The sequence below is a fragment of the Spirilliplanes yamanashiensis genome (assembly GCF_016863475.1).
Lineage (GTDB): Bacteria > Actinomycetota > Actinomycetes > Mycobacteriales > Micromonosporaceae > Spirilliplanes > Spirilliplanes yamanashiensis.
The window spans coordinates 43,938-70,074 of the sequence record NZ_BOOY01000036.1 but is presented as its reverse complement, the minus strand read 5'-3'; the positions used below and the strand labels follow the sequence as shown (position 1 = coordinate 70,074).

At 73.1% G+C, this 26,137-nt stretch carries 25 protein-coding genes, 1 tRNA gene and 1 other RNA gene; 8 read left to right on the top strand and 19 right to left on the bottom strand.

Annotated features, from left to right (window positions below):
* Positions 1 to 78: 78 nt before the first annotated feature.
* A tRNA-Ala gene (locus Sya03_RS25215) sits at positions 79 to 151 on the bottom strand.
* Positions 152 to 222: 71 nt separating this feature from the next.
* Positions 223 to 780: a YqgE/AlgH family protein gene (locus tag Sya03_RS25210; RefSeq protein WP_203940891.1), complete on the bottom strand. Its 558-nt coding sequence runs from the start codon at positions 778 to 780 to the stop codon at positions 223 to 225.
* A 180-nt stretch (positions 781 to 960) separates the two neighbouring features.
* On the opposite strand from Sya03_RS25210, the gene Sya03_RS25205 reads away from it, so the two are divergent.
* Both Sya03_RS25205 and Sya03_RS25200 read left to right on the top strand, forming a co-directional pair.
* Entirely contained in the window at positions 961 to 1,752 is a 792-nt protein-coding gene (locus Sya03_RS25205; RefSeq protein WP_203940890.1) for an S-methyl-5'-thioadenosine phosphorylase, read from the top strand.
* Positions 1,749 to 2,204 (top strand): SRPBCC family protein, encoded by a 456-nt coding sequence (locus Sya03_RS25200; RefSeq protein ID WP_203940889.1) that lies wholly within the window; start codon positions 1,749 to 1,751, stop codon positions 2,202 to 2,204. The genes Sya03_RS25205 and Sya03_RS25200 overlap by 4 nt, the downstream gene beginning before the upstream one ends.
* A 113-nt stretch (positions 2,205 to 2,317) precedes the next feature.
* Here Sya03_RS25200 and ssrA read toward each other — a convergent pair.
* The 9 genes from ssrA to pruA form a co-directional block, all read right to left on the bottom strand.
* Positions 2,318 to 2,696, bottom strand: a transfer-messenger RNA (tmRNA) gene (gene ssrA / locus Sya03_RS25195).
* A gap of 58 nt (positions 2,697 to 2,754) precedes the next feature.
* A complete protein-coding gene (locus tag Sya03_RS25190; RefSeq protein ID WP_203940888.1) occupies positions 2,755 to 3,450 on the bottom strand; it encodes a cellulose binding domain-containing protein in 696 nt (231 codons plus the stop codon).
* Positions 3,451 to 3,455: 5 nt separating this feature from the next.
* Positions 3,456 to 3,932 (bottom strand): SsrA-binding protein SmpB, encoded by a 477-nt coding sequence (gene smpB, locus Sya03_RS25185; protein WP_203940887.1) that lies wholly within the window; start codon positions 3,930 to 3,932, stop codon positions 3,456 to 3,458.
* A gap of 69 nt (positions 3,933 to 4,001) precedes the next feature.
* Complete coding sequence (locus Sya03_RS31270) at positions 4,002 to 5,255, bottom strand: M23 family metallopeptidase (protein WP_239107824.1); 1,254 nt, start codon at positions 5,253 to 5,255, stop codon at positions 4,002 to 4,004.
* Between the two features lie 155 nt (positions 5,256 to 5,410).
* The gene (gene ftsX, locus Sya03_RS25175) at positions 5,411 to 6,286 is read right to left on the bottom strand and encodes a permease-like cell division protein FtsX (protein WP_203940886.1); all 876 of its coding nucleotides are present in this window, start codon (positions 6,284 to 6,286) and stop codon (positions 5,411 to 5,413) included.
* Between the two features lie 52 nt (positions 6,287 to 6,338).
* Positions 6,339 to 7,019 carry a cell division ATP-binding protein FtsE gene (gene ftsE / locus Sya03_RS25170; protein WP_203940885.1) on the bottom strand — a complete coding sequence of 227 codons (681 nt, stop codon included), beginning with the start codon at positions 7,017 to 7,019 and terminating at the stop codon, positions 6,339 to 6,341.
* A gap of 136 nt (positions 7,020 to 7,155) precedes the next feature.
* A complete protein-coding gene (gene prfB / locus Sya03_RS25165) occupies positions 7,156 to 8,271 on the bottom strand; it encodes a peptide chain release factor 2 (RefSeq protein WP_203940884.1) in 1,116 nt (371 codons plus the stop codon).
* A 66-nt stretch (positions 8,272 to 8,337) separates the two neighbouring features.
* Positions 8,338 to 8,853: a PadR family transcriptional regulator gene (locus Sya03_RS25160; protein WP_203940883.1), complete on the bottom strand. Its 516-nt coding sequence runs from the start codon at positions 8,851 to 8,853 to the stop codon at positions 8,338 to 8,340.
* A gap of 228 nt (positions 8,854 to 9,081) precedes the next feature.
* Entirely contained in the window at positions 9,082 to 10,713 is a 1,632-nt protein-coding gene (pruA, locus tag Sya03_RS25155) for an L-glutamate gamma-semialdehyde dehydrogenase (RefSeq protein WP_203940882.1), read from the bottom strand.
* A gap of 134 nt (positions 10,714 to 10,847) precedes the next feature.
* Between pruA and Sya03_RS25150 the strand changes: the two genes are divergently transcribed.
* Positions 10,848 to 11,741, top strand: a complete 894-nt coding sequence (locus Sya03_RS25150; RefSeq protein WP_203940881.1) for a hypothetical protein — start codon at positions 10,848 to 10,850, stop codon at positions 11,739 to 11,741.
* Here the strand turns inward: Sya03_RS25150 and Sya03_RS25145 are convergent.
* Positions 11,733 to 12,230, bottom strand: coding sequence for a DUF6912 family protein (locus Sya03_RS25145; RefSeq protein ID WP_239107823.1), 498 nt, complete (start codon positions 12,228 to 12,230; stop codon positions 11,733 to 11,735). The two genes, Sya03_RS25150 and Sya03_RS25145, sit on opposite strands and share 9 nt — an antisense overlap.
* Before the next feature lie 22 nt (positions 12,231 to 12,252).
* Positions 12,253 to 12,657 carry a rhodanese-like domain-containing protein gene (locus Sya03_RS25140; RefSeq protein WP_203940880.1) on the bottom strand — a complete coding sequence of 135 codons (405 nt, stop codon included), beginning with the start codon at positions 12,655 to 12,657 and terminating at the stop codon, positions 12,253 to 12,255.
* 93 nt (positions 12,658 to 12,750) lie between these two features.
* Here Sya03_RS25140 and Sya03_RS25135 point away from each other — a divergent pair, with 93 nt between their 5' ends.
* The 3 genes from Sya03_RS25135 (at position 12,751) to Sya03_RS31905 (ending at position 14,674) form a co-directional block, all read left to right on the top strand.
* Positions 12,751 to 13,239: an Lrp/AsnC family transcriptional regulator gene (locus Sya03_RS25135; protein ID WP_203940879.1), complete on the top strand. Its 489-nt coding sequence runs from the start codon at positions 12,751 to 12,753 to the stop codon at positions 13,237 to 13,239.
* Positions 13,240 to 13,286: 47 nt separating this feature from the next.
* Entirely contained in the window at positions 13,287 to 13,496 is a 210-nt protein-coding gene (locus Sya03_RS25130) for a helix-turn-helix domain-containing protein (RefSeq protein ID WP_203941137.1), read from the top strand.
* Between the two features lie 701 nt (positions 13,497 to 14,197).
* Positions 14,198 to 14,674 (top strand): Rv3235 family protein, encoded by a 477-nt coding sequence (locus Sya03_RS31905; protein WP_239107822.1) that lies wholly within the window; start codon positions 14,198 to 14,200, stop codon positions 14,672 to 14,674.
* Between the two features lie 184 nt (positions 14,675 to 14,858).
* On the opposite strand, the gene secA is transcribed toward Sya03_RS31905, so the two are convergent.
* Positions 14,859 to 17,774, bottom strand: a complete 2,916-nt coding sequence (secA, locus tag Sya03_RS25120) for a preprotein translocase subunit SecA (protein ID WP_203940878.1) — start codon at positions 17,772 to 17,774, stop codon at positions 14,859 to 14,861.
* A gap of 184 nt (positions 17,775 to 17,958) precedes the next feature.
* Here secA and Sya03_RS25115 point away from each other — a divergent pair, with 184 nt between their 5' ends.
* Both Sya03_RS25115 and Sya03_RS25110 read left to right on the top strand, forming a co-directional pair.
* Positions 17,959 to 19,098, top strand: a complete 1,140-nt coding sequence (locus tag Sya03_RS25115; protein WP_203940877.1) for a GNAT family N-acetyltransferase — start codon at positions 17,959 to 17,961, stop codon at positions 19,096 to 19,098.
* Positions 19,095 to 20,246, top strand: a complete 1,152-nt coding sequence (locus Sya03_RS25110; protein WP_203940876.1) for a GNAT family N-acetyltransferase — start codon at positions 19,095 to 19,097, stop codon at positions 20,244 to 20,246. Before Sya03_RS25115 ends, Sya03_RS25110 begins: the two co-directional genes overlap by 4 nt.
* A 47-nt stretch (positions 20,247 to 20,293) precedes the next feature.
* Here Sya03_RS25110 and hpf read toward each other — a convergent pair whose 3' ends face one another.
* The 5 genes from hpf to mtrA all read right to left on the bottom strand — a co-directional run bounded on the left by hpf (position 20,294) and on the right by mtrA (position 26,134).
* Positions 20,294 to 20,923 carry a ribosome hibernation-promoting factor, HPF/YfiA family gene (gene hpf / locus Sya03_RS25105; protein WP_203940875.1) on the bottom strand — a complete coding sequence of 210 codons (630 nt, stop codon included), beginning with the start codon at positions 20,921 to 20,923 and terminating at the stop codon, positions 20,294 to 20,296.
* 217 nt (positions 20,924 to 21,140) lie between these two features.
* On the bottom strand, positions 21,141 to 21,944 hold the full coding sequence (locus Sya03_RS25100) for a ComF family protein (RefSeq protein ID WP_203940874.1): 804 nt from the start codon (positions 21,942 to 21,944) through the stop codon (positions 21,141 to 21,143).
* Entirely contained in the window at positions 21,941 to 23,749 is a 1,809-nt protein-coding gene (locus Sya03_RS25095; protein ID WP_203940873.1) for an LpqB family beta-propeller domain-containing protein, read from the bottom strand. The genes Sya03_RS25100 and Sya03_RS25095 overlap by 4 nt, the downstream gene beginning before the upstream one ends.
* Complete coding sequence (gene mtrB, locus Sya03_RS25090; RefSeq protein ID WP_203940872.1) at positions 23,746 to 25,431, bottom strand: MtrAB system histidine kinase MtrB; 1,686 nt, start codon at positions 25,429 to 25,431, stop codon at positions 23,746 to 23,748. The genes Sya03_RS25095 and mtrB overlap by 4 nt, the downstream gene beginning before the upstream one ends.
* A gap of 13 nt (positions 25,432 to 25,444) precedes the next feature.
* The gene (gene mtrA, locus Sya03_RS25085) at positions 25,445 to 26,134 is read right to left on the bottom strand and encodes an MtrAB system response regulator MtrA (protein ID WP_203940871.1); all 690 of its coding nucleotides are present in this window, start codon (positions 26,132 to 26,134) and stop codon (positions 25,445 to 25,447) included.
* Positions 26,135 to 26,137: the final 3 nt, after the last annotated feature.

Genomic DNA, 26,137 nt, shown 5'->3' with positions numbered 1-26,137 from the left:
CGGCTCGGCGACGGACCGCGGGGGCCGCAGGGAGCGGAAAAGGAAAAAGGCCTGGACGAAAGTCCAGGCCAGCAAGGGTGGAGCTGAGGGGACTCGAACCCCTGACCCCCACACTGCCAGTGTGGTGCGCTACCAGCTGCGCCACAGCCCCTTGCAGTCCCCGGTCGCCCGGGCACTCACGGAATAGTACACACCCGCCCACCCCGCCCGCGGCAGGGGGCCTCAGTTGAGCGACACGTCGGGCGGGAAGTGGGCGACGGCGGCGAGGATGTCGCCCTGGCGGCGCAGGACCATGGGCCACAGGTCGTCGGGGCGGGCGACGAAGGCGTCGCCGGGGAGGGCGTCGAAGACGAACCAGGAGCCGGCGGCGATCTCCTCCTCGAGCTGGCCGGAGGACCAGCCGGAGTAGCCGGCGAAGACGCGCAGGCCGGTGATGCGGTCGCGGAAGCGGTCGGGGTCGGCGGAGAGGTCGACGGTGCCGACGCTGCCGGCGACCTGGTGGAAGCCGCTGAGGCGTTTGGTGGTGTCAGGGCGCATGCGGGCGAGGCAGATGGCGGACTCGGGCTGGACGGGGCCGCCCTCGAAGAGGACCGCGGGGTCGCGGGCGAGTTCGCCCCAGGCGCCCAGGACGTCGGCGACGGGGACCTCGGTGGCCCGGTTGAGGACGACGCCGAGGGCGCCGCCGGTCTCGTGGGCGACGAGGAGCACCACCGTACGGTCGAAGTTGGGGTCCTTCAGCGTCGGTGTGGCGACCAGGAGCCGGCCGGTCATCGACTCCATCGACCGACCTCCGATTCGCTGACCCTCACCGTGCACGGCGCCCCACGATCAGCGCCGGGAGGTGCTCGGACGGGCCTGCGGTGAACGCCATGCTCGCACATTAGCCTGCGTTCCAGGCCACCGATAAGGTCTGCGCATGAGTGAGCCTGTCCTGTACCCGGCCGTGGTCCGGGCGGCCCGATGAGCGCCGTCGCCGAGCTGGGCGTCATCGGCGGTTCGGGGCTGTACGCGTTGCTGGACAACGCCGTGCAGCACGTCGTCGACACGCCGTACGGTGCCCCGTCGGACGCCGTCACGGTGGCGGAGGTGGGTGGGCGCCGGGTGGCGTTCCTGCCCCGGCACGGCCGGGATCACCGGTTCCCGCCGCACCGCATCCCGTACCGGGCGAACCTGTGGGCGCTGCGTTCGCTGGGGGTGCGCCAGATCCTCGCGCCGTGCGCGGTGGGCGGGTTGCGGCCGGAGCTGGGGCCGGGCACGTTCGTGGTGCCGGACCAGCTGATCGACCGCACGAGCGGTCGCTGCCAGACGTTCTTCGACTCCGGCGCGGTGCACGTGAGCTTCGCCGACCCGTACTGCCCGGTGGGCCGGCGGACGGCGCTGGCGGCCATGCCCGACGCGGTGGACGGCGGCACGATGGTGGTGGTGGAGGGGCCGCGGTTCTCGACGCGGGCGGAGTCGCGCTGGTTCACGGCGATCGGCGGCGCGGTGGTGAACATGACGGGTCATCCGGAGGCGGTCCTGGCCCGCGAGCTGGCACTCTGTTACACGGCGGTGGCCCTGGTGACGGACCTGGACGCGGGTGTCGAGGGCGGCCAGGCGGTGACCCACGAGGAGGTCTTCCGGGTGTTCGGCGAGAACACGGACCGCCTGCGTGGGGTGCTGCTGGACGCGGTGGCGGCGCTGCCCGCGGATCGCGCGTGCCCGTGCCCGCAGGCCCTGGACGGTCTCAAGCTGCCGATCGAGCTGCCGTGAGCACGCGCTTCACGGCCACCGTCGAGGCGGCCGCGCCCGCCGCCCGGGTGTGGGACACCCTGGTGGACTGGCCGCGGCACGGCGACTGGGTGCCGCTGACGAAGGTGCGGGTGACCTCGGAGCGCCCCGACGGCGTGGGCGCGGTCTTCGTCACGCGCACCGGCGTGGGCCCGCTGGCGTTCGACGACCCGATGCGCGTCACGGAGTGGCAGCCTCCCACGGACACCGCCCCGGGCCGCTGCGCGGTCCTGAAACTGGGCCGCCTGATCCACGGCACAGCCTGGTTCGAGGTGATCCCCCAAGGACCGGACCGCACCCAGATCCGCTGGCACGAGGACGTGACAGTGACCCCCCACCGCATCACCCGCCTGCTCAGTCCAGTGCTAGCCGTGGCCGGCCGTGCGGCGTTCACAGCGACCCTGAAGAAGATCGCGAAGGCAGCCGAGCGCTAGCGACAGGCGAGGAGCGGCCACCCGGCGTGGGGGCGTCCGGGGGCTCGGCCCCCGGAGCGGAATGACGAGTCCCCCCGGTCCGCGCTCTCCGCGGACAGGGGGGACTCAGGGACTCGTGGAGGTGCCGGGAATCGAACCCGGGTCCTTCGACGCTTCATCAGGGCTTCTCCGAGCGCAGCTCGCTGTGCCTCTACTCGGCCCCACCGATCACGCGAGCGAGTCGGTGTGACGGGCCCAGCCACGATTAGTCTCGCCGCACGGCCCCCGTGACCGGGTCCGATTGGCCAGCCTCCTAAATGATGTCGACAAACCGGGGCGGAGGCACCCCCGGGTCGACAGAGTCAGCTACTCGCCTCAGGCGGCGAGAGCGTACGACTCAGCGCTATCGTTCTTGGCGCTTATAAGTTTCCGACGACCGATTCTCGAGACGACGTCGGCTTCCTCGGCTCGCTTCCCCTGTCTCCACGGACGAAGTCGAAACCAGTCACCCCCTCGTGCGCGACCGCCGTGTGCGGCCACCCGACAAGACTAACGTGTCCGCGCCCGGACTTCATTCCGGTATCTCGCACGGCGTGCCGTTGACGGTGCAGCCGGTGGGGCGCACGGGGCCGGCGGGCTTCTTGAGGGCTTCGAAGCCGAAGGTCTGGATGCCGCCGGGCGGCAGCGGCCCGCCGGCGAAGACGACGAACGAGCCGGAGCGGGTGATGTCGGCGTTCCAGTGGGTGACGACCTGGACCTCGGCGGAGCGGGCGTGGCTGATCTCGACGCGCCAGGCGAGTTCCTGGGCGGTGGGGTTGAACACGACGACGCCGGCGACGAAGCCGGTGTCCCAGCTGCCGCTGACGACGTAGCGGGCCTGGAGGCCGTCGGCGATCTTCAGTTCGGGCTCGCGGGGCGCGGTGGGGCGCGGGCTGGGCGCGACCGGGCGGCGGGTCGGGGTGGCCGTCGTCTCGAGGTCAGGGTTCCTGAGCCGGGCGGCGGAGGAGACGGCGCCGGCGGGCTGGTCGGCGACGGGCGGGGCGGACGCCGGGCGGGCGGCGGCGTCGACGGAATCGGCGGGCCCCGGGGCGGGGCCGGGCGCGCGGTCGATGGTGAGGGCCCCGGCGGTGAAGACGGCGATGGCGACGAGCAGGGCGCCGAGCCCGACGAGCTGGGCGCGCAGGTCGACGGTGCGCAGGCTGCGGCGGTGCAGGTCGCGGATCGGGCCGAGGGGCCCGGCGGGGGGCCTGGCGTGCTTGCCCCGCACGGGGGTCAGCCCATGCCCTTGCTGCGGCGGCCGAGGGCGCGGGTGATCTCGCGCTGCGCGTCGCGCTTGGCGAGGTCCTGGCGCTTGTCGTACGACTTCTTGCCCTTGGCGAGGCCGAGCTCCACCTTGGCCCAGCCGTCGTTGAAGTAGACGGACAGCGGCACGAGGGTGACGCCGTCGTCGCGCAGGCGGCTGAGGATCTTGTCGATCTCGACGCGCTTGAGCAGCAGCTTGCGGGTGCGGCGGGGCTCGTGGTTGGTCCAGGTGCCCTGCGTGTACTCCGGGATGTGCATGCCGTGCAGGTACAGCTCGCGGCCCTGCTCGTGGGCGAACGCGTCGACGAGCGAGGAGCGGCCGAGCCGCAGCGACTTGACCTCGGTGCCGGTCAGCGCCATGCCGGCCTCGTAGGTGTCGAGGATGGCGTAGTCGTGCCGTGCCTTGCGGTTCGACGCGACGACTTTGCGTCCCTGCTCACGTGGCATGGCTCGACCCCCTTCGGCGTACGCGGCCGCGCAATGGTACCCGTACCCCGGCCGGGCCGGACAGCACCGTCAGCAGAGGCAGCTGGGCAGCCATTTCTCGGGGTTGCGCGGGTCACCGTCCACGCGCACCTCGAAGTGGAGGTGGTTGCCGGTGGAGCCGCCGGTGGAGCCGACCCGGCCGATGACCTGGCCGCGGCGCACGCGCTGGCCGTCGCCGACGAGGATGCGCGACTGGTGGCCGTAGCAGGTGCTGATGGACTGGCCCTGCTGGCGGCCGTGGCTGACGCAGGTGTAGTTGCCGTACCCGCCGGCCCAGCCGGCCCGCATGACGCGGCCGTCGGCGGCGGCGTAGATGGGTTCGCCGTTGCCGGCGGCGAGGTCGACGCCGGCGTGCAGCCGCCAGGCGCCGTAGAGCGGGTGGAAGCGCATGCCGAAGTCGCTGGACTTCCAGCCGTGCACGGGCATGAGGAAGCGGGCGCCGGGCTGCAGGGTGGGGCCGACGCCGTTGCGGCGTTCCCAGGCGCGCAGCTCGGCCACCATGCGGGCCTCCTCGACGCGGGCGAGGCGGTACTTGGCGAGGGTGGCGGTGCGCTCGGCGGACGCGGCGAGCAGCGCGGTGCGGCGCTGTTCGGTGAGGGCGAGGACGGCGGCGCGGGCCTGCTCGGCCTCCTGCTGGGCGCGTTCGGCGGCGGCGAGGGCGGCCTCGGCCTCGGCGCGGGCCTCGTCGGCGGCGCGCTTGGCGGCGCCGGCGGCGTCCTGGGCCTCGCGGGCGGCGCGGCGGGCGGCGACGAGTTCGTCGATGAGGTCCTGCTGGCCGTTGAGCACGCGGCTGACGTAGCCGTAGCGGTCGAGGGCGTCCATCGGGCCGGTGGCCTTGAGCAGGACGGAGAACGTGGCGACGGTGCCGCCCTGGTAGCTGCGGCGCACGAGGGCGCCGAACTCGTCGCGGCTGGACTCGACCCGGGCCTGGGCGCGGGCGAAGCGGGCGGCGACGGCGTCGTAGGCCTCCTGCGCGGTGTCGGCGCGGCGGCGGGCGGTGCTCGCGGTGATCTCGGCGGCGACGACGCGGCCCTGCGCCTCGGCGACGCGCTGCTGGGCGCCGGGCAGGGCGGCCTCGGCGGTGGCGAGCGCGATGCCGGCGCGCTGGGCGGCGGCGGTGGCGTCCTCGAGGTTGGCGGCGGCGCGGTCGGCGGCGGTGGCGGCGGCCTTGGCGTCGTCGCGTGGGTCGGCCTGGGCCGCGGAGCCGGCGAGCGAGCCGGCGAGCGCCAGGACCGGCACCAGCAGGGCCGCCCACAGCCGGGCCCCGGTTCGGTACGCGTGCACGAGCGATCTCCCCCCGTCAGCTCACCACGGTACTCCGGCAACACGGGGCACATCCGTCCGAAACGGCAATTTCCGCAACTACCGCCCCGCAGACGACGGATGCCGCGCACCCCGGCAGCGGGGTGCGCGGCATCCGGAGGAGCCGTGCGGCGAACCTAGACGCGCAGGTAGAAGCGCAGCGTGACCCAGCCGGTGATGGCCGAGACGAGCGCGCCGGCGCCCATCATGAGCGGCAGCTGCAGCAGCACGTTGTCGAACGGGATCGGCGTGATGATCGTGGTGAGCTGCTGGAGCGGGCCGTCGATCAGGAACTCCTTACCGCCGAGCAGCAGCAGCCAGCCGATGATCGCGCCGATGATGCCGGCGACCACCGCCTCCAGCACGAACGGCGCCTGGATGAACCAGTTCGAGGCGCCGACGAGTTTCATCACGGCGACCTCGCGGCGCTTGCTGTACGCGGCCACCTGGATGGTGTTCGCGACGAGCAGCAGCGCGGCGACCGCCATGACGCAGGCGACCACCAGGGCGGCCACCTGCAGCGTCCCGAACACGTCGAACAGGTCGTCGAGCATCTGGCCCTGGTCGACCACGTCCTGGATGCCGGGGATCCCCTGGATGGACTGGGCGAACGCCTCGTAGCCCTCCGGGTCCTTCAGCTGGACGCGGAACGACTCCGGCAGCTGCTGGGCCTGCACCGAGCGCAGGAAGTCGGGCTGGTCGGCGTAGAGCGTCTGGAAGCGCGCGTGCGCGTCCTCCTTGCTCTCGTACTTCTTCTCCTCGACGAGCGGGTTGGCGTCGAGCGCGGCGTTGAGACCGCTGCGCTCCGCCTCCGTGACGTCGTCGTTGAGGAAGATGGCGACGCGGATCTCGCCGTAGTAGAAGTCCTGCATCTGGTCGACCTGCATGTAGCCCAGGACGCTGACGCCCAGGCCGAGCAGGGAGAACGTCATGGTGATGATCATGGCGATCGTCATCGTGACGTTGCGCCAGAGACCGACGAGGACCTCGTTGAGGACGTACTTGAAACGCATCGGGTTCCTTCCGGACTCCGCGGATCAGTGATGTCAGCCGGCGGAACCGGGTCTAGCCGTAGACGCCGCGAGCCTGGTCGCGGACGATCCTGCCGCTCTCGATCTCGATGACCCGGCGGCGCATCTGGTTCACGATGTTCGAGTCGTGCGTGACCATCACGACCGTGGTGCCGGTCCGGTTGATCCGGTCCAGCAGGCGCATGATCTCGATCGACGTGTCCGGGTCGAGGTTACCCGTGGGCTCGTCGGCCAGCAGGATCAGCGGCCGGTTGACGAACGCCCGCGCCACGGCGACGCGCTGCTGCTCGCCGCCCGACAGCTCGTGCGGGTACCGGTGCTCCTTGCCGCCCAGGCCGACCAGCTCGAGGACCTCGGGCACGACGCGCCGGGCGACGGCCTTGGTCTTGCCGATCACCTCGAGCGCGAACGCCACGTTCTCGTAGGCGGTGCGGTTGGGCAGCAGCCGGAAGTCCTGGAAGACACAACCGATCGAGCGGCGGAAGTGGGGGATCTTCCACGACCGCATCGAGGTCACGTCCTTGGCGTTGACCATGACCTTGCCGCTGGTCGGCTGCACCTCGTGCAGCAGGAGCTTGATGATGGTCGACTTCCCCGAGCCGGAGGGCCCGATGAAGAAGACGAACTCACCCTTCTCGATCCCGACCGAGACATTGTCGAGCGAAGGCCGCGATGCCTTCGGATACGTCTTCGTCACACTGTCGAGCTGAATCACGAGGGTGGAGTCTACGCGGTGTAACGAAATCGCCAAGTCCGGTGGGTCGGGGATCTGACGCCGTCCAGCGTGACCGCACCGACGTTGGGGTGCAGTTATCACCGACAAGGTGACCCCGACCACCCAGAGTAATGATCTACGCGTCGCCCAGTTCGGTCTGCTTGCGCCACTTGATCCCCGCCTCGATGAACGAGTCGATCTCGCCGTCGAAGACCGCGGACGGATTGCCCGTCTCCTGCTCGGTTCGCAGATCCTTCACCATCTGATACGGGTGCAGGACGTACGAGCGCATCTGGTCGCCCCACGAGCCGGTGGTGTCCTGCTTCAGGCCCTCCATCTTCGCCTGCTCCTCCTGCCGCTTGCGCTCGAGCAGCCGGGCCTGGAGCACCCGCATGGCGGACGCCTTGTTCTGCAGCTGGCTCTTCTCGTTCTGGCAGGTCACGACGATGCCGGTGGGGATGTGGGTGAGCCGCACCGCGGAGTCGGTCGTGTTGACGGACTGTCCGCCGGGGCCGGACGAGCGGTAGACGTCGACCCGGACCTCGTTCTCCGGGATGTCGATGTGGTCCGTCTGCGCCACGACCGGCATGACCTCGACGCCGGCGAAGCTGGTCTGGCGCCGGCCCTGGTTGTCGAACGGGCTGATGCGCACGAGACGGTGCGTGCCCGACTCGACACTGAGCGTGCCGAACGCGTACGGGGCCTTGACGGCGAACGTCGCCGACTTCAGGCCCGCCTCCTCCGCGTACGAGGTGTCGTAGACCTCGGTCGGGTAGCCGTGCCGCTCGGCCCAGCGCAGGTACATGCGCAGCAGCATCTCGGCGAAGTCGGCCGCGTCCACGCCACCCGCGCCCGCCCGGATCGCCACGACCGCCTCGCGGGAGTCGTACTCGCCGGACAGCAGCGTGCGGACCTCCATCTCCTCGACGGACTTGCGCAGGCCGACCAGCTCGGCGCCCACCTCGGCGATGGAGTCGTCGTCGCCCGCGTCCTGCGCCATCTCCAGCAGCAGGCCGGCGTCGTCGAGCCGGGTGCGCAGCTTCTCGAGCCGGCTGATCTCACCGGCGACGTAGGCCAGGCGGGTGTTGACCTCCTGCGCGCGGGCCTGGTCGTTCCACAGGTCCGGCGCGGACGCCTGCTCCTCCAGGTCGGCCTTGTCCTTGTGCAGCCGATCGAGATCGAGCACGTTCTCGATGTTGCGCAGGACGGCGTCCAGGGACTTGAGCTCTTCGGCGTAATCGGCAGGCGTCACGACTGCCAAGCGTACGCCGCCGGACCGCGGGCGTGCGTGCGCCCGCCCGCGGTCAGCGGCGGTGGATCACTCCGCCGGAGCGGACTTGAGCCAGGTGAGCGCGGCCTTGTGGTAGGCGACGGCGAACTCGAGCGCGGCGGCGCCGTACTGGTCGCCGGCCTTCTTCGCCTCCTTCGCCTGCTCGCGGGCCATGGCCAGCGCCTCGGCGTGGTACTCGTTGGCACCGGTGTAGAGGCTCTTGAGCTGGTTGCCGGAGTGCTGCTGGCCGAAGGCGACGCGCAGCGCGACCGGGTTGCGGATCGCGTCCCGGCCGGGGCTGTCGGTCAGCCAGCGGCCGAAGGCGCGCTTGCCGGCGGCGGTGATGGCGTAGGGCTGGCTGGACCGCGGGCCCGGCTTGCCGAGGCGGACATAGCCCATCTCGGCCAGAACGGGGAGCTCGCGGTAGACCTGGCTGCGGGTCATCGACCAGTACGGCCCGAGGCGACGCTCGGCGGCCGCCATCAGCTGGCCGCCGGTCATCGGGCCCTCGTGCAGCAGGCCGAGCAGAGCGGCAGCCGTAGGGTTGATCTGAGTGTCGGGCATGCCCTCTACGCTGCCACTTCTTCCCTGCGGCGTCCAGCGTTTCGCCCGATTCGTCCTAAGTGCGTTTCCACAACGGACTGTCCCGCACCGACTGTCCGTTCAGGAGAGCCGCCGATGGGCGTTTTGCCTGCGCCGCCGCGGTCCAGCAGCTACACTGGACCGCGGCAGACGGACATTTCGCCCGATCGAACACGGACATCTCGGCAGGGCAGGAAAGGGCTGCCGCGATCACCCCATGTGCGGATAGCGGTAATCGACGGCCGGCTCGAACGTCTCCTTGATGGTCCGCGGCGACACCCAGCGCAGCAGGTTCAGGATCGAGCCCGCCTTGTCGTTCGTGCCGCTGCCCCGCGCGCCGCCGAACGGCTGCTGCCCGACGACCGCCCCGGTCGGCTTGTCGTTGACGTAGAAGTTGCCCGCGGCGAAGCGCAGCACCTCCGCCGCCCGGTCGATGGCCGAGCGGTCGGTGGCGAAGATCGACCCCGTCAGCGCGTACGGCGCCACGGCCTCCGCCTGGCGCATCGTGTCCTCGAAGGCCGGGTCGTCGTACACGAACACCGACAGGATCGGGCCGAAGTACTCGGTGGTGAACACCTCGTGGGTGGCGTCGGTGCACTCCACCACGGTCGGGCGCACGAACCAGCCCTCCGCGTCGTCCGCCGTGCCGCCCGCCAGCACCGTGCAGGACCCCGAGTTCTTGATGCGGTCCAGCGCGCCGGCGTGCTTCGCGAACGCCTTCGCGTCGATCACCGCGCCGCCGAACGTCGACAGGTCCGCCGCGACGTCGCCGTACCCGATGCCGTCGGCCGTGGCCGCCAGCCGGTCCCGCAGGCCGCCGTCCCAGATCGAGCGCGGCACGTACGCCCGCGACGCCGCCGAGCACTTCTGCCCCTGATACTCGAACGCGCCCCGGATCAGCGCGGTGTGCAGCGCGTCGGCGTCCGCGCTCGGGTGGGCCACGACGAAGTCCTTGCCGCCGGTCTCGCCCACCAGCCGGGGGTACGCCCGGAACCGCTCGATGTTCGCGCCCACCTGCTGCCACAGGTGCCGGAACACCGTCGTCGAGCCGGTGAAGTGGATGCCCGCCAGGTCCGGGTCCGCCAGCACCACCTCGGACACCGCGATGCCGTCGCCCGGCAGCATGTTGATGACGCCCGGGGGCAGCCCGGCCGCCTCGAACAGCCGCATCGTGAAGTGCGCGGCGAACTGCTGCGTCGGCGCCGGCTTCCACACCACCGTGTTGCCCATCAGCGCGGGCGCCGCCGGCAGGTTGCCCGCGATCGCCGTGAAGTTGAACGGGGTCACCGCGTACACGAAACCCTCGAGCGGCCGGTGGTCGAACCGGTTCCACACGCCCGTCGACGACTCCGGCTGCTCCGCCAGGATCTGCTCGCCGAACTTCGCGTTGAACCGCAGGAAGTCGATCAGCTCGCACGCCGAGTCGATCTCCGCCTGCTGCGCCGACTTCGACTGCCCGAGGATCGTCGCCGCGTTCAGGGTGTCCCGCCAGCCGCCCGCCAGCAGCTCCGCGGCCCGCAGGAACACCGCCGCCCGCTCGGCGTACGGCAGCGCCCGCCAGCCCGGCGCGGCGGCCTTCGCGGCGGCCACCGCCGCCTGCGCGTCGGCGTGCGTGGACTGGCGCGCCACGCCCAGGACGTGGTGGCGGCGGTGCGGCTGCACCACGTCGAACGGCGCGCCGCCGCCCGGGCGCTGCTCACCGCCCACGGTCAGGGTCAGGTCCAGCTGGTCCGCCGCCAGCTCCGCCACGCGGCGGGCCAGGCTCTTGCGCTCCGCGCTGCCCGGCGCATAGGAACGGACCGGCTCGTTGTGCGGCTTCGGCACGGAGAGCAGGGCATCCATCGGCGTACTCCTCGAGGTCATCGACGGCACTTTCGACCACCGGCCCGCCGTCCTGCAGGGGTGTGGACGGTCCCGGTCACCTCATCCTGGCACGCGGTCCGGGGGTCGGCCGGGGACCCCGATACGCTGGCCCGATGAGCGACGAGGCGGCCACCACCACGACGCCGCGCCCGGCGCCCGCCCGGGCCACCGGGGACATCGCCCTCGCGGTGACCGCCCTGCTGTGGGCCGTCGGCATGCTGTGGTCCGCCCGGGCCAGCATCGTCGGCCGGGCCGCCGCCGAGATGGAGGTCACCTCCACCGCGTACGCCCTGCCCGGGGCCATCAGCGCCACCCTCGTCGCCGGGGCCGGCCTCGCCCTCGGCGCGCTCGCCCTGACCGGCCGGCGCCGCACCCTCGCCGGCACCCCGCGGCTCGGCGTCGCCGCCGGCACCGGGCTGGCCGCCGGGCTGCTCGCGGGCGGCTCCGTGCTGCTCACGTACCCCGACGGCTGGGTCTACGCGGTCCTCGCCGGCACCCTCGCCGCGGCCGCGATCCTCGGCGGCGCCGTCGCCGGCGTGCGCGCCGCCCCAGTCGTCGCGGCCGCCGCCTGGGCCTGCCTCGCCGTGTTCGCGCTCGGCTTCGCCATGAACCTGGCGTCCGCCCCGCTGCTGGGCGCCCTCGGCTCCGCCGGCACCGTCGTGTCCCGCCTGGAGGCCCTGGACCGGTTCGCGCTCGTCCAGGCGTTCGCGGGCGGCCTGCTCGCCGGCGTCGTCGCCTACCTCTGCCTGCGCGGCCGCGGCCTGCGCTGGCCCGCCTACGCGCTCGCCGGCGCCGGCGCGGGCGCCGCCCTGCTCGTCGCCGAGCTGCTGTCGCGCACCGCCGCCGCCCGCGTGCTCGACCTCGCCGGCCGCGTCAGCGACATCGAGCGCGCCGGCCAGCAGCTGCTCAGCGGCAGCCGCACCAACGGCGCCCTCGTCGTGCTGTTCCTCGGCGCGGTGACCGCGATCGTCCTGGTCGGCCGCACCCTCAAGGCGCCGTCAGAGTAGGTCGCCCAGCTCGTCCGGGGCGTACCACTCCAGCTCGTGGTCCTCAGCGGAGTCCACCGTGAACTGGGCGTCCGGGTCCCCCGCCAGCGCCTCCTCCACCACGTCGGCGGCGGCCGCCACGTCGTCGCCCGCGGACGCGGAGTCCACGTGGATCGCCGCGACCGCCCGCAACGGCACCGGCTGCGCCAGGACCACGTCGCTCGACCCCAGCTCGACCTCCTCGCGCACCAGCGACCCCGCCGGCACGTCCGCCGAGATCACCACCCGCCGGCGCGGCGCCTTCGGGTCGTGCCGGAGCAGCTGCAACGCGGCCTGCGCGGCACGCGTGAACGCCACGTACTCCAGCTCCTCCTCGTCGCCCTCCGCGTACCACTCGCGCAGCGACGGCGTGACGGCGTGCGCGTGGCGCGCCGCCAGCTCCCCGGTCTCGCGCAACAGGCCCAGCAACGGCACGGTGGCGGGCACGTACACCCGGACGGTCTGATCCACGGGTGACAGGGTACGGCCGTCCTCAGCAACCGCAGAGCTGGTCCACCGGCCGGGTCACGATGCCGTGCTCGTTCTCCACGCCGTGCCCCTCCCGGATCCAGTACTCGATCCCGCCGATCATCTCCCGCACCGGCACCCCGGCCAGCGCGAACGCCAGCGCAGCCTTCGTCGCGCCGTTGCACCCCGGCCCCCAGCAGTACGTCACCACCGGCACGCCCGCGGGCAGCTCGTGCACCCGCGCGGCGACCTGCGCGGCCGGCAGGTGCACCGCCCCCGGGATGCGCCCCTGCCGCCAGGCGGCGTCGTCGCGGCTGTCCACCAGCACGAATCCCGGCTCCCCCGACGCCAGCGCGGCGTGCACGTCGGCGGCGTCGGTCTCCATCGTCAGCTTCTGCCGGAAGAAGGCCACGGCGTCTGTGTTCGTCATGGCGCCCACGCTAGTTTTCAATCTTGCGGCGCGGCAGGGCCGATCCCCGGTTCTGGTGTTCCCCAGCCGCTGAATCCCCGGTACGTTGGCCGCATGGCCGAGGATACCCTGGACGCGACCGACTGGAAGCTGCTCACCGCCCTCCAGCGCGACGGCCGCCTCAGCTACGCCGACCTCGCCCGCGACGTCGCCATGTCCCCCAGCGCCGTCACCGACCGCGTCCGCCGCCTCGAAGAAGCCGGCATCATCACCGGCTACCGCGCCGACGTCTCCCCCGCCGCCGTCGGCCTCACGATCATGGCGTTCGTCCGCCTGCGCTACCCCACCGGCAACTACCGGCCCTTCCACGCCCTGCTCGACACCACCCCGGAGATCGTCGAGGCACACCACGTCACCGGCGAGGACTGCTTCGTCCTCAAGGTCGTCGCCCGCTCCATGGGCCACCTCGAGGAGATCACCGGCCGCATCTCCGGCCTCGGCTCCGTCACCACCAGCGTCGTCTACTCCAGCCCCCTGCCCACCCGCGACGTGCCGGCGCCTGTGGGCGAGAATTCGCGGCGCAGGCGATCGGTGGCAAACTGAGCCTGACGCAGCCGACCGGGAGGAGATGGGACGTGGAAGGCCGCTTCATGCAGCTGTCCGACGTGGCCGCCGAGCTCAACGTGTCGGACTCGCAGGTCTACCACATGGTCCGCAGCGGCGAACTGCCCGCGATCAAGGTCGGCGGGCGTGGTCAGTGGCGGGTGGAACGGGCCCGGCTGGAGGCGTACATCGAGCAGAAGTACGCGGAGACGGCGGACTGGGTCCGCACGAACCCCCTCGTCGACCGCGACGACTGACGGGGCGATTACCGGCGCCGCGGGGCCTCCGATGCCTGGGCCAGCCCCTCCTTCGCTGACCCGCCGCCACCTTCTCCACCTGCGCGTGAACCCTTCCGTCGCACCCTGGCTTCCTTCGCTGCGATCTCTTGCCTGTCCTTGGCCTGCCTCGCGCCTTAGTCGCCGCCACACACCTTCTCCTCGCGCCTGACCGGTCGGATCGCGCCTCGGCCCCGCCAGCACCCGCAGCCTCGACGCGCCCTCGCCGCTTCTCTTCCACTGCGCCGCCGGGGCCGCTGCCGGCGGGTCACGGGAGTTATCCACAGGCATTGACGGTGTTGATCGCTGTTCGGCAGACTCTTCGTCACAGGCAAACGAAAGCAAACGCAAGGATTGGCGGGTGATCCGCGGTGCGGACGATCGAGGTCATGCCGAACACACGACGACCCGCCCGGTTGCGGCCGGCGATCCGTGTGCGGCCGGTCCCGCGCTGCGACCCGCCCTACGACGACGAGGCGGACCACGTCTTCTGGAGCTCACCGACCCTCCCACCCACCACCGACACTTCCTGGCCCACTCCGACGGACCCCGAGGCGGAGCCCATGTGGACCACGCCAGGTCCGCCCTCGCCGATCACCACGGGCCCGACCACCACGAGCCCGGCCCACGCGAGCCCGGCCCACGCGGGCGCCGCGTTCATCACCACGTCACAGGACCGCCCGATGACCGCCGCCGTCGCGCTCCTCGAGCCGCCCCGGTCCCCCGCCGGCCCGCCGCCGATCGTCGCCGGGCCGTCCGCCGAGGCGCGGCAGGCGGTGCGCCGCTACGTGGCCGTGCTGGTCGAGGTGCTCAACGGCTACCGGCCTCCCGCGCACCTGCGCCCGCTGTGCCGCCCGGTCGAGGCGGCGGAGATCATCGCCCACACCCGGGCGGCGATGCACCGCATCGCCGAGGCCAAGCGCGCGCTCGCGACCGCCGGCCGCGCGGGTCCGCGGCGGCCGGCGCCGCACCGGGTGGCGGACCGGCACGGGCGGCGGCCGGATCCGGCGGCGGTGTTGCGGCTGCGGTTGTGTGAGCCGCGGCCGGGCAGCGTCGAGGCGACGGTTCTGCTGGTGACGGCGGCGCGGACGTGGGCGCTGGCGCTGCGCCTCGACGGCGGCCCGCACACGTGGGCGGCCTCGGTGGCCCGCCTGCTCTGACCCCGGCACGACGTCGGGGCCCGGACCCCCGGGGCGCCTGCCGATGGACAGGGGCGGCAGGCGCCCCGGGCCTCACCGACCCCTGCCGGTGCCGAAGCTTGCGAGGCCCGGCGAGGGGACGAGAACGCGAACGGCCGGCGGGAAGGTCCCGCCGGCCGTTCGTCGGTTCGGTGCTCGCCTGTTGTCAGGCGGCGCCGGGGGCGCCGTGGCAGCGCTTGTACTTCTTGCCCGAGCCGCAGTAGCAGGGCGCGTTGCGCGACGGGCCGTTGCTGCCCGCCGCCTGGGACGCCGCCGACTGGCGGGCCGCGGTGTGGGCCGGGCCGGCCGGGACCTGCGGGCGGCGGCCGCCGTCGGGGGCGGACGGCTGGCCGAGGCCGAGGGCCGGGGCGCTCGGCTGGGGCTCCTGCCGCGGCTCGCGGATGAGCTGCGGGGAGCCCGCGCCCGCCTCGCCGTCGATGGCCGGGGCCGTGTACTGCAGGTTCTGCGGGCGGCGGCCCCCGCCGAGGCCCTTCGCCTTGACCTCGACGTTGGAGTCGCCGGTGGGCAGGGGGACGGCCTGGCTGGGGTCGACGGTGACCGTCGGCTGCTCCTGGACCTGGACCTCCAGGTTGAACAGGAAGCCGACCGCCTCCTCCTTGATGCCCTCCATCATGGCGGCGAACATGTCGAAGCCCTCGCGCTGGTATTCCACCACCGGGTCGCGCTGGGCGTACGCCCGCAGGGAGATGCCCTCCTGGAGGTAGTCCATCTCGTAGAGGTGCTCGCGCCACTTGCGGTCGATGACGGACAGCAGCACCTGGCGCTCGAGTTCGCGCAGCGCCTCGGCGCCCAGTTCCTGCTCGCGGCGGTCGTACGCGTCGTGGGCGTCGGTCTTGAGCTGGGCGAGCAGGAAGTCCTGGTCGAGGGAGCCGCGTTCGCCGCCGGCCTCCTCGACGATGTCGTCGACGGTCCGGCCGACCGGGTACAGCTGCTTGAGCTGGGTCCACAGCTGGTCGAGGTCCCAGTCCTCGGCGTAGCCGTCGGCGGTGGCCACGGTGACGTACTCGGTGATGACGTCGTCGATCATGTGGCGGACCTGGTCGTGCAGGTCCTCGCCGTCGAGGACGCGCTTGCGCTCGGCGTAGACGACCTGGCGCTGCTTGTTCATGACCTCGTCGTACTTGAGGACGTTGCGGCGGATCTCGGCGTTCTGGCCCTCGATCTGGGTCTGCGCGCTCTTGATCTGCTTGGTGACCATCTTCGACTCGATGGGCACGTCCTCGGGGATGTTGAAGCGGTCCATGACGGCCTCGACGGCGCCGGCGCGGAAGCGCTTCATGAGGTCGTCCTGCAGGGACAGGTAGAACCGGGACTCGCCCGGGTCGCCCTGGCGGCCGGAGCGGCCGCGGAGCTGGTTGTCGATGCGGCGGGAGTCGTGGCGCTCGGTGCCGAGCACGTACAGGCCGCCCGCGTCGGTGACCTCGGCGGCCTCGGCCTCGCAGGCCGCCTTCCACTCGGGCAGGACCTCCTCGAGGGCCTTCGCGTACTCCTCGGGGCTCTCGATCGGGTCGAGGCCGCGCTGGTGCAGTTCGGCGGAGGCGAGGAACTCGGGGTTGCCGCCGAGCAGGATGTCGGTGCCGCGGCCGGCCATGTTGGTGGCGACGGTGACGGCGCCCTTGCGGCCCGCCTGGGCGATGATCGTCGCCTCCTGGGCGTGGAACTTGGCGTTCAGCACGTTGTGCGGGATGCCGCGGCGGCGCAGGAGGGTGGCGAGGATCTCGGAGTTCTCGACGGAGACGGTGCCGACGAGGACGGGCTGGCCCTTGGCGTGGCGCTCGGCGATGTCCTCGATGACCGCGTTGAACTTGGCCTTCTGCGTCTTGTAGATGACGTCGGGCTGGTCGATGCGGATCATCGGGCGGTGCGTCGGGATGGTGACGACGCCGACCTTGTAGACCTTGTTGAACTCGCCGGCCTCGGTCTGGGCGGTACCGGTCATGCCGCCGAGCTTGTCGTACAGGCGGAAGTAGTTCTGCAGGGTGACCGTGGCGAGGGTCTGGTTCTCCTGCTTGATCTCGACGCCCTCTTTGGCCTCGATGGCCTGGTGCATGCCCTCGTTGTAGCGGCGGCCGTGCAGGATGCGGCCGGTGAACTCGTCGACGATGAGGACCTCGCCCTCGGCGCTGACGATGTAGTCCTTGTCGCGCTTGTACAGCTCCTTGGCCTTGATGGCGTTGTTCAGGTAGCCGACGAGCGGGGTGTTGACCGACTCGTAGAGGTTGTCGATGCCGAGCCGGTCCTCGACGCGGCCGACGCCCTTCTCGGTGATGGCGACGGTGCGCTTGGCCTCGTCGACCTCGTAGTCGCCGGAGCCGTCCTTGCCGCGCTCGAGGCGCTTGACGATGGCGGCGAACTCGCCGTACCAGCGGCCGGAGTGGTCGGCCGGGCCGGAGATGATCAGCGGGGTGCGGGCCTCGTCGATGAGGATCGAGTCGACCTCGTCGACGATGGCGAAGTTGTGGCCGCGCTGGACCAGCTCGTCCTTCGACCACGCCATGTTGTCGCGCAGGTAGTCGAAGCCGAACTCGTTGTTGGTGCCGTAGGTGATGTCGCACTCGTAGGCGGCGCGGTGCTCGGCGGCGGGCCGGTTCGGCAGGATGACGCCGACGGTGAGGCCGAGGAACTGGTGCACGCGGCCCATCCACTCGGCGTCGCGCTGGGCGAGGTAGTCGTTCACCGTGATGATGTGCACGCCCTTGCCGGACAGCGCGTTCAGGTACGCCGGGAAGACGCCGGTCAGGGTCTTGCCCTCACCGGTCTTCATCTCGGGGATGTTGCCGAAGTGCAGCGCGGCGCCGCCCATGAGCTGGACGTCGTAGGCGCGCTGGCCCAGCACCCGGTGCGCGGCCTCGCGGGCGGTGGCGAAGGCCTCGGGCAGCAGCGAGTCGAGGCTCTCGCCGTCGGCGTAGCGCTGCTTGTACTGGTCGGTGAGGTCGCGCAACTCGTCGTCGGTGAGGTCTGTGTACTCATCCTCGATCGAGTTGACGGCGTCCGCGATGGCCTTGAGGCGGCGCACGAGGCGGCCCTCGCCGGCACGGAGGATCTTTTCCAGTATCGACACGGGTCAACGCTCCTTGGACGGGCAACCGATCCATCGTAGGCGGCCCCCGGACGGGCCTGTGACCCGAGCCTCCCCGCAACTGCGCGAAACGGTCGAAACAGCACTGGGAGTTCGCTGAGAGCGAAGATCGGCGGGCCGGGAATACGGCTTGGTCGGGGCGGGCGGGCCGGGCACCATGGCCCGCATGGAACCCGTCGAGCTGCACGCCGATGATCTCACGCTGCGCCCGTGGCGACCGGCGGACGCCGACGCCGTCTTCAAGGCGTGCCAGGATCCGGACATCCAGCGCTGGGTGGGCCTGCCGGCGCCGTACCTGCGGGAGCACGCGGAGCACTTCACCGGCCGGATCAGCCCGGCGGCGTGGGCCGACGGCACGGGCGCGCCGTTCGGCGTGTTCGCGGACGGGCAGCTGGTGGCGAGCGTGGGCGTCATCAGCGTCGACCGGCTGCTGAACAGCGCCGAGGTGGGCTTCTGGACGGCCCCGTGGGCCCGCGGCGGCAACGTGGCGGCCCGCGCCACGCTGGCGCTGGCCCGGTGGGCGCTGGACGAGGTGGGGTTCGCCCGGCTGGTGTGGCAGGCGCAGCTGGGCAACCACGCGTCGCGGCTGGTCGCCCTCCGCGCGGGCTTCACGATCAGTGGTGAGCTGGCCCTGGCGGCCCCGCCGGACCGGCGGGGCCGGCCGGGCGGCTGGATCGGGTCGCTGCTGCCGGGCCGCGTCCCGGCCGCGCCGGTCGAGCTCCCCGAGGGGGTACGCCGCCGGGCGCGCCTGTTCGGCTCCGCCCAGCCGGTGCTGGATGCGGGCACGGTGCGGCTCCGGCCGCTCACCGGCGCCGACGTGCCCGGGCTCGTGGCGACCTGCCGCGACCCGCTGACGGTCACGTGGACGACCGTGCCGGACCCGTACCGGGACACCGACGCCGAGTGGTTCGTGCGCGAGCACGCCGCCGACGTCTGGGCCCGCGGCACCGGCGCGGTCTTGGCGCTGGACGACGGCGACCTGGCGGGCGTCATCGAGCTGCGGGTGTCGCCGGGCGATCCGGCGGTGGCCGACGTCGGCTTCATGACGGCGCCGCGGGCCCGCGGCCGGGGCCTGATGCCGGCGGCGCTGCGCTCACTCGCCCGGTGGGGATTGCGCGACGTCGGCCTGGACCGGGTGGAATGGCGGGCCGGGGTGGGTAACGACGCGTCACGGCGGGTGGCGGAGAAGGCCGGCTTCCGGCTGGAGGGCGTCGCCCGCGGCGGCATCGGCCACCGCGGGGAGCGCCGCGATGCCTGGGTGGGCGCCCTGCTCCCCGGCGATCTCACCGACGAGGAGTCCGCATGACGGTCGTCGACGCCGACGGGCAGCCCATCGAGGAGGTGCCGGGCGACCGGGTGCTGCTGCGCCCGTTCCGGCCCGCCGACACCGAGGCGCTGCTGACCGGCATGAACGACCCGGTGACGCGGCGGTTCCTGCCGCACCTGCCGGCCCCGTACACGGCCGAGGACGCGCGCGGCTGGATCGGTGAGTTCGCGCCGGCGGCGTTCGCGCACGGCATGGCCGCGTTCGCGGTGGCCGACGCGGACACCGGCGAGCTGCTCGGCGGCGTCGGCATGGACCGGGCGGTCCCCCAGTTCGCGCAGGCCGAGGTGGGCTACTGGACGATGCCGGGCGCGCGCGGCCGGGGCGTGGCGACGGCGGCGGTGCGGGCGCTGGCCGGGTGGGCGTTCGGGCGCGGCCTGAACCGGCTGGAGCTGCTGGCGGACTGGGCGAACGCGGCCAGCCAGCGGGTGGCGCTGGGCGCCGGGTTCACCCGGGAGGCGGTGCGGCGCGGCGTGGGCGTGCGCGACGGCGTGCGGCACGACCTGCTGGCGTTCGTGCGGCTGGCGGACGACCCGGCGGAGCCGGCGCCGCGGCTGCTGCCGGACCTGCCCGGCGGCGAGCTGAGCGACGGCGTGGTGACGCTGCGCCCGCTGGACGCCTCGGACACGGCGTTCCTGACCGAGCTGGCCCGGCTGCCCGACGTGGTGGCGACGAGCGTGCCGCCGGTGGCGCCGGAGCCGGCCGAGCTGGCGGTGCGCTGCGAGCGCGCGGCGGCGCGCTGGCTCGCCGGCGAGCGCGCCGACCTGGTCATCGCCGACGCGGTCACCGGCGAGCGGGCGGGCGAGATCGGGCTGTACTACCAGGAGCCGCGGACCGGCCAGGCGATGATCGGCTACAGCATGCTGCCGGCCTGGCGCGGCCGCGGCTACCCGACGCGGGCGGCGCAGCTGCTGGCGCTGTGGGCGTTCGCGGAGACGGGGATCGCCCGGCTAATCGCGGGCACCCTGCCGGCGAACACGGGCTCGCAGCGGGTGCTGGAGAAGGCGGGCTTCCACCGGGAGGGCCTGCTGCGCTCGCGGCTGCCGGGGGTGTCCGGCGCCCGCGCGGACGACGTCCAGTACGCCCTCGTCGCGGAGGACCTGGTGACCGCGGTGCTCCGGACCGCCTGACCGACCAGGCCGGTCCGGAGGAGCGCAGCGACGACCGGACGGTTCGGCTACGGGTTCGCGGCGAGCGAGATGATCCCGTAGTCGTAGCCCTTGCGGCGGTAGACGACCGACGGGCGGCCGCTGTCCTTGTCCTGGAACAGGTAGAAGTCGTGCCCGACCAGCTCCATCTGGAAGAGCGCGTCGTCGACCGTCATGGGGTCGGCGGGGTGCTCCTTCTCGCGGACGATGTGCCACGGCTGGTCGTCGTGCTCGGAGAAGGTGTCCGGCTCGGCGACGGCGGTGGCGGAGCCGGTGCGGCCCTGGCCGTCGAGCATCAGGTCCGTCGGCAGGCTCGCGGTGGCGGCGGCGACGGAGATCGGGGCGTGCCGGCCGCGGTGGACGCGGCGGCGGTCGGCGGCCCGGCGCAGCCGGGTGTCGAGCTTGGTGATGGCGCTGTCGAGGGCGGCGTAGAAGTCCTTGGCGCTCGCCTCGGCCCGGATGACGGGGCCGCGGGTCACCACGGTGATCTCGATCCTCTGGCAGACGTCGGCCTGCCGGGGGTTTCGTTCATGGAACAGTTCGACGTCGACCCGGATGAGCTTCTGGTCGTAGCGTTCGACCTTGGCCAGCTTCTCGGCGACGTGCACCCGGTAGTGGTCCGGGACCTCCACGTTGCGGCCCTTGACGACAATGTCCACGCGTGACCTCCCCCAATGTTGGAAATCTGCTGCAGCGCTCCGCGGCGCTCAGTCAGCAACTGGTGAAGCCCGGCCTCGCCCGGATCGGGGCTGCCTCACACCCGCGCGGCGTGACCGGTCAAACGATCGGCTGCCTCCTTCCGGTGGTGCGGCGGCTCTCGGGAGAGCCACCCCGGCGGCGGGGTAGATGGAGCGTCATACCCTCGTCACCTCGACGCTAACGCCTGGAGGCACGCGAGTCACCCTTCGTTCGGGCAACCCATTCGGGGGGATTCGCCCAGGAAGCACCATCGGGCGCATGCGGGCTGTCACCTCCCGTGATCCGTTCGCGCCGCCGGGTCGCGGCGAGCACCGCGACCGCGTCGACCGGCACGTTCTCCCGGTTCAGCACGGCGGTGGCCGCGGCCAGCGTGGCGCCCGTCGTGACGATGTCGTCGACCAGCACCACCCGCGCGCCCTCCGTCGCCGCCCGCCGCACCGGCGCCAGCCGGGACGGCCGGGCCCGCAGGGACGCTCGCGCGGCTGCGGCCCGGCCGGACCGGTCCAGCGTCGCCGAATCCGGGCGGGGCAGCGCCCGGAGCGGTCGGACCACCGCAGCGTCCCAGCCGGCGGCGCGCAGACGACGCACCCCGTGTGCGGCGAGCCGGGCCAGGTGGTCGCCGCGCCGCTCCCGGGCCGCCCGGGCGGTCGACGGCACGCACACCAGCAGCACCGGCCCGGGTGGCACGGCGGCCGCCACGACGCCGGCGAGCAGGTGTCCGAGCGGGCGCGCGAGCCGGTGCCGGCCCCGCTCCTTGTACGCGAGCAGAACCCCGCGCAGCGGGCCGCCGTACGCGCCGAGGGCGGTGCACGGCGGCAGCCCGGCCGGGCGGGGCGACGGGCCCGCCGGGGCGGGCGTCAGCGCCTCCAGGGCGGCGGCGCAGGGCGCGCAGACGCCGTAGCGCAGCGGGACGCGGTCCGCGCCGCAGCCCGCGCACGCGGCGGGCAGGACGAGGTCGGCGAGCGTGCCGAGCAGGCTCATCCGAGGAAGAACGGGGCGGTCGGCGTGTCGGCGGCGCCGCCCGCGGACGGCAGCGGCCCGGCGACGTCGGCGAGGGTGAGCCGCTGCGGCCCGGAGTTGGCGTCGTAGGCGATGCCGTCGGCCATGTACGACACGACGTCGGCGCCGCCGCTGTTCACCGGGTTCGCCGGGTAGGCGGCCAGGTAGGTGACGCGGGGCTCGCCGAGGTCGGCGAGCCGGTCGGACTGGGCGGCCCCGTCGATCGTCACGTCCATGATCGCGACGCGCCCGCTGTCCGGCCGCACGCCCGCCAGCAGCACCGACTGCTCGCTGCCCCAGTCGACGGCGGTCAGCTCGCGCAGCACGGTGCCGATCAGCCGGGGCGGGCCGAGCCGCAGGCCGCCCTCGCCGGGCGTGACGACGGTGACGTACAGCCGCCCGCCGGCCAGCACGGCGACGCGCCGGCCGTCGGGCGCGACGGCGACGTCGCCGACGCCGGCCGGGCCGTTCTGCCAGTCGATGAGCCGCGGGTCGGCGCCGTTGCTGGTGAAGCTCCACAGCCGGCCGTTCGCGACGACCAGCCCGGCCCCGCCGGTCGGGGTGCCGGCGTCGGGGGTGACCGCCCAGACGGGCCGCCCCACCGTCCCGGGTAGCGCGGCGCGGGAGAAGGACGCCGCCGCCCCGGCCGCGGCTGTGCCGACGCGCAGCACGCTGCCGCGGCCCTCGGCGACGACCAGGGCCGCGTACGTGGTCGGGCCGCCGGTGGCGAGCGCCGCCGACCGAATGGTGCGGTTGGTGGCGTCGTCGACGGCGGGCACGGGCGCGGCCTGGTTGCCGGCGGCGGTGGTCATCCGGCGGATGCGCCCGCCGACGACGCAGAACCGCTCGGGCAGGCCGACGGGCCGCCAGGCCGGGTTGGCGGGCAGGTAGTCGGTGCCGCGGAACGTGCCGCGCACCTGGTGGTCGATCTTCAGTTCGAGCGCGGCGCTGGTCAGGTGGGTGCGCAGCGACCACTGCAACTGCCAGCGCAGCCGGTCGAGCGCCTGCGGGTCGTTGTCGGGCACGGCCGGGCCGGTGAGGTTGATCTGGAGGGTGCCGTCGGCGGCCACGGGCGCGTTGCCGATCTTGTCGGTGCCTTCGGGAAGCGGCTGGGCGGCGCCGAGCAGCCACGGGGCGGGCCCGGCGACGAGCCAGGTCAGCACCTCGGTGGGCTGCAGGTCGGGCGACGTCTCCAGCGGCATGTACCGCACGTCGGGCACCAGGCCGGTGTTCTCGGCGTTCCAGAAGTAGATCGGGCGCCGCTCGTAGAACAGCTCCAGGGCGGTGTCGCTCATCAGCATCACCGGCGGCGGCGTGGTGACGAACAGGCCGGTCTGCCCCTCGACCTCGGCGATGACCAGCCGGTACTCGCGCAGCTGGGGGGTGCTGGGTTCGAGGATGCCGGTGCGGCCGAGCACGCCGATCTGCTGGACCCGCAGCACCGCCTCCGACGAGCCGGGGTTGATCAGGGGGCGTTCCAGCAGCCGGACCACCGCGATGCCCTCGGTGGGCTTGAACCCGTTGCGCAGCGGCGGCGACAGGAAGTCGCGCACCCGGTCGGCGGCGGCCTGCGGCTCCCCGGCGGCGGCCTGGAGGAAGTTGTCGACGAAGGTGGCGCGGTCGGTGGTGGCGCCGCGGGACTTGCGCACGGGCGCGGTGTCGACGCCGCCGCCGATGCCCGGGGACGGGCCGGGGCCGCGCGGCACGACGGCGGTGCGGTCGGGCAGCCCGCACGCGCCGAGCGACGCGGCGAGCAGCAGGGCGGCGAAGCTGTGGGCGGCCCTCACGGCGCGACCTCCACGGGTGCGTCCTCGGTTCGGTCGCCGGGCTCGGTCTGCCCGGCCGGGACGGGCTCCAGCCGCAGCGGGGACGAGGCGAGCCGGTCGCCCGCCCGCAGCGGCAGCGTCAGCCGGAACACGGCGCCCTCCCCCGGGCTGCCCCAGGCCTCCAGCCAGCCGCCGTGCAGCCGGGCGTCCTCGACGCTGATGGACAGGCCGAGGCCGGTGCCGCCGGTCTGCCGGGCGCGGGACGGGTCGGCGCGCCAGAACCGGTTGAAGACCAGCTTCTCCTCGCCCGGCTTGAGGCCGACGCCGTGGTCCCGGACGGTGACGGCGACGGCCGCGTCGTCGCAGGCCATCGTGATGATGACGGGACGGCCCTCGCTGTGCTCGACGGCGTTGCCGACGAGGTTGCGCAGCACCCGCTCGACGCGCCGCGGGTCGACCTCGGCGATCACCGGCTCGGCGGGCAGCCGCTGCTCGACGACGACGCCGGCGCGCTCGGCGAGCCCCTCCAGGCGTTCGACGACCCGGCCGACGACGGGCACCAGGTCGGTCGGCTCGGCGTCCAGGATGGCGAAGCCCGCGTCGAACCGGCTGATCTCCAGCAGGTCGGTGAGCAGGTCCTCGAAGCGGTCGAGCTCGGCCTGCAGCAGCTCGGCGCTGCGGGCCACGGCCGGGTCGAAGTCGTCGCGCTCGGCGAAGATCAGGTCGGCGGCCATCCGGACGGTGGTCAGCGGGGTGCGCAGCTCGTGCGAGACGTCGGAGGTGAACCGTCGCTGCAGGCGCGACATCTCCTCCAGCCGCACGATCTGCCGCTGCAGGTTCTCCGCCATCTGGTTGAAGCTGGCGGCGAGCCGGGCCAGGTCGTCCTCGCCGTCGACCTTCATGCGCTGGTCGAGCAGGCCGGCGGACAGCCGCTGGGCGGTGCGGGCGGCGACCCGGACGGGCTGCACGACGAGCCGGGTGACCAGCGCGGCGAGGATGCCCAGCAGCAGCACCAGCACGAGGCCGGTGATGAGCACCGTCGTGCGGATCTCGTTGGCGGCGCTGTCCTCGGTGGTCAGCGGCACCAGGTAGTAGAGCTGGAGCTGGCCGAAGCGGGTCGGCACGGGCGAGCCGTACACCAGGTACTTCTGCCGGCCCTCGCCCAGGTCGGCGGTGCGCACCTGCCAGGCCACCTCGCCGCGCTCGGCGATCGCGCGCACCAGCTCGGGGCTGATCACCTCGGAGGTGTCCACCGCGGGCAGGGTGACCGGCCGCAGGTTGGGGTACTGCTCGCCGCGCAGCGTCACCACGGCGCCGCCGGACTGCCCCGGGTCGCCCTCCGACAGCGACTGGACGATGTCGCTGAGCGTGGTGGGCAGGCGGGCGTCGAACACCTGCCGGTGCACCCGCAGCTGGGTGGTGGCGTACTGGGCCTTGCTGTCGAGGCGGGCCTCGACGTCCGCGGTGGCGCGGCTCAGCAGGATGTCGGCGCTGCGGGTGGCCACGAACAGGCCGAACGCGCCGACGAGCAGGCTGGACGACACCAGCGTGATGGTGACGACGCGGACCTGCAGCGAGCGGCGCCAGGCGCGGCGCGCCACGACCGTGCTGCGCCGGGTCCGCAGCGCCCCGGTGCGCCAGAGCCGCCGCACGGGCCTGAGCACACGGCGGACGGGTTCGGGGAGCCAGGACGGGGCACGCATGGTGCGGGCCAGGCTATCCCGTGCCGGCCTTGTAGCCCACGCCCCGCACCGTCAGGATGATCTCCGGCTTCTCCGGGTCGGGCTCGATCTTGGCGCGCAGCCGCTGCACGTGGACGTTGACGAGCCGGGTGTCGGCGGCGTGCCGGTAGCCCCACACCTGCTCCAGCAGCACCTCGCGGGTGAACACCTGGCGCGGCTTGCGGGCCAGGGCGACCAGCAGGTCGAACTCGAGCGGGGTCAGCTTGACCTCGTCGCCGTCGCGGCTGACGGTGTGCGCGGGCACGTCGATGGTGATCTGGTTGCCGGGCGGCCCGATGGTGAGCATCTCGGGCGCGGCGTCCTCGCCCCGGCGCAGCCGCGCGCGCATGCGGGCGACCAGCTCCTTGGGCTTGAACGGCTTGACCACGTAGTCGTCGGCGCCGGACTCGAGGCCGAGCACCACGTCGACGGTGTCGCTCTTGGCGGTGAGCATCACGATCGGGATGCCGGACTCACCGCGGATGGCGCGGGCCACGTCGATGCCGCTCATGCCGGGCAGCATCAGGTCGAGCAGCACGATGTCGGGCCGGCTCTCGCGGAAGGCGGCGATGGCGCGCTCGCCGTCGGCGACGAAGGACGGCACGAAGCCCTCGCTGCGCAGCACGATGCCGAGCATCTCCGCCAGCGCAGGATCATCGTCGACGACAAGCACCCTTGCTCTCATGCG